The sequence below is a fragment of the Pedobacter sp. genome, assembly GCF_045628745.1.
Lineage (GTDB): Bacteria > Bacteroidota > Bacteroidia > Sphingobacteriales > Sphingobacteriaceae > Pedobacter.
This window is the reverse complement of record NZ_JAZQPU010000239.1, coordinates 1-1902: the sequence shown is the minus strand read 5'-3', so window position 1 is coordinate 1902 and position 1902 is coordinate 1. Positions and strand designations below refer to the sequence as shown.

At 40.9% G+C, this 1902-nt stretch carries 2 protein-coding genes; both read right to left on the bottom strand.

Features of this window, described 5'->3' with window-relative positions; all coding sequences use genetic code 11:
• Positions 1–1211: catalase (locus tag ACR2F7_RS09040; RefSeq protein ID WP_432713247.1), on the bottom strand; the 1211-nt coding region annotated here is incomplete at its 3' end.
• A gap of 12 nt (positions 1212–1223) precedes the next feature.
• Positions 1224–1775, bottom strand: coding sequence for a ferritin-like domain-containing protein (locus tag ACR2F7_RS09035; protein WP_432713246.1), 552 nt, complete (start codon positions 1773–1775; stop codon positions 1224–1226).
• Positions 1776–1902 lie beyond the last annotated feature (127 nt).

Genomic DNA, 1902 nt, shown 5'->3' with positions numbered 1-1902 from the left:
CGCATAAAGCCATCGCGCTGGTTGTTATGAATAGGAACGACAGGCCTGTTGATAGGGATTTCATGGAAATTTGGTCCCCCTAAACGAATCAGCTGGGTATCTGTATAAGAAAACAACCTTCCTTGTAACAATGGATCATTGGTAAAATCTATTCCTGGAACTATATGTCCTACGTGGAAAGCCACTTGTTCTGTTTCTGCAAAAAAGTTCTCAGGATTACGGTTTAAGGTCATTTTACCTATTTTCTGCACTGGCACTAGTTCTTCTGGAATCAACTTTGTAGGATCGAGTAAATCAAAGTCAAACTTAAATTCATCTGCTTCAGGAATTAATTGTACCCCTAGCTCCCACTCTGGAAATGCACCACTTTCTATGGCTTCCCATAAATCACGGCGGTGGTAATCTGGATCTTTACCTGATATGTTTTGTGCCTCATCCCAGGCCACTGAATGGACACCTAATAGTGGTTTCCAGTGGAATTTAACAAAGGTAGATTCACCTGCTTCATTAATCATGCGGAAAGTATGTACCCCAAAACCTTCCATCATGCGGTAACTGCGAGGAATTGCCCTGTCGCTCATTAACCACATGATCATGTGCGTAGATTCTGGCATCACTGAAATAAAATCCCAGAAGGTATCATGTGCAGAAGCTGCTTGAGGCATTTCATTATCAGGTTCAGGTTTTACCGCATGTACTAAATCTGGGAATTTAATGGCATCCTGGATAAAAAATACCGGCATGTTGTTACCTACCAAATCAAAATTCCCTTCTTGTGTGTAGAATTTAACGGCAAAGCCCCTCACATCACGGGCAAGATCTGTTGAACCTCTGGAGCCTGCTACAGTAGAAAACCTGACAAAAACAGGAGTTTCTACGGTTGGGTCAAGCAGAAAATGGGCTTTGGTGACGGCTGACTGTGATTCATATACTTTAAATACACCATGTGCTGCTGAGCCGCGTGCATGGACTATTCTTTCTGGGATTCGCTCATGATCAAAATGTGTAATCTTTTCTCTTAGGATAAAATCTTCCAATAAAGTTGCACCACGTTTCCCTGCTTTGAGGGAGTTCTGATCATCATTAATTCTTAAACCGTGGTTAGTAGTTAATAATTCTCCGGTATCTTCTGTGGTAATTGAGCTAAGTTGCGTTACTTTTTCGTTCTGTTGTTCTGCTGCAGGTTTTGCAGTATTCTTTTTATTCGCCATCTTTTATTCTTGTTATGCTTCGTCTGCTGCTGTGTAGTTGATATTGTTTTCTGCAATCTCTGTTAACAGGCTGTCTGCCTTTTTCTCTTCTGCCAGTGTTTCTTCCAAAACTGCAGCTACGTCATCCAATCCTAAAGTTTTAGCTAATTGGGCTAAACCTCCATAAGTAGCAATTTCATAGTGTTCTACTTTTTGCGAAGCCAGGATAATGCCTACATCTCTTGTCGACGTTCCCGCAGTGGTACTTTCTATTATCCCTTCGCCTTCTTTAGTCAGGCCTTCCATCGCATCGCATTTTTTTGCCTGTGCTTTTTCGCCAAGGAGGTCAAATACCTTTTCTAAGCGAGCCACGTGGTTTTCTGTTTCTTTAAGGTGATTTTCAATAGCTGTGGCTAATTCTGGCGATGTGGCGGAGCGCTGCATTTTAGGCAAGTTTTTTACCAGATGGTTTTCTGCCCAATAAATGTCTTTTATACCGTCAATAAATAATTCCTTTAATGCCGGTTCTGCGTTAGCAGCTGTTTTTGTACTGAATTTCGGATCGGTAGATGATTGTTTTTTCATGTTAAGCTTGTTTTTATAGGTGAGAAGCTGTCCTAAAAAACACCGTCCTTACAGAATTTGTTTGCTACACTTCTATATATTTAAGAATTGAAAAAAATGAGACCTGTCTCAAAGGCTATGGTTATGA

What these genes read in the sequence shown, in the direction of transcription:
- ACR2F7_RS09035 (WP_432713246.1), bottom strand. Translation starts at nt 1,775, where the DNA reads ATGAAAAAACAATCATCTACCGATCCGAAATTCAGTACAAAAACAGCT.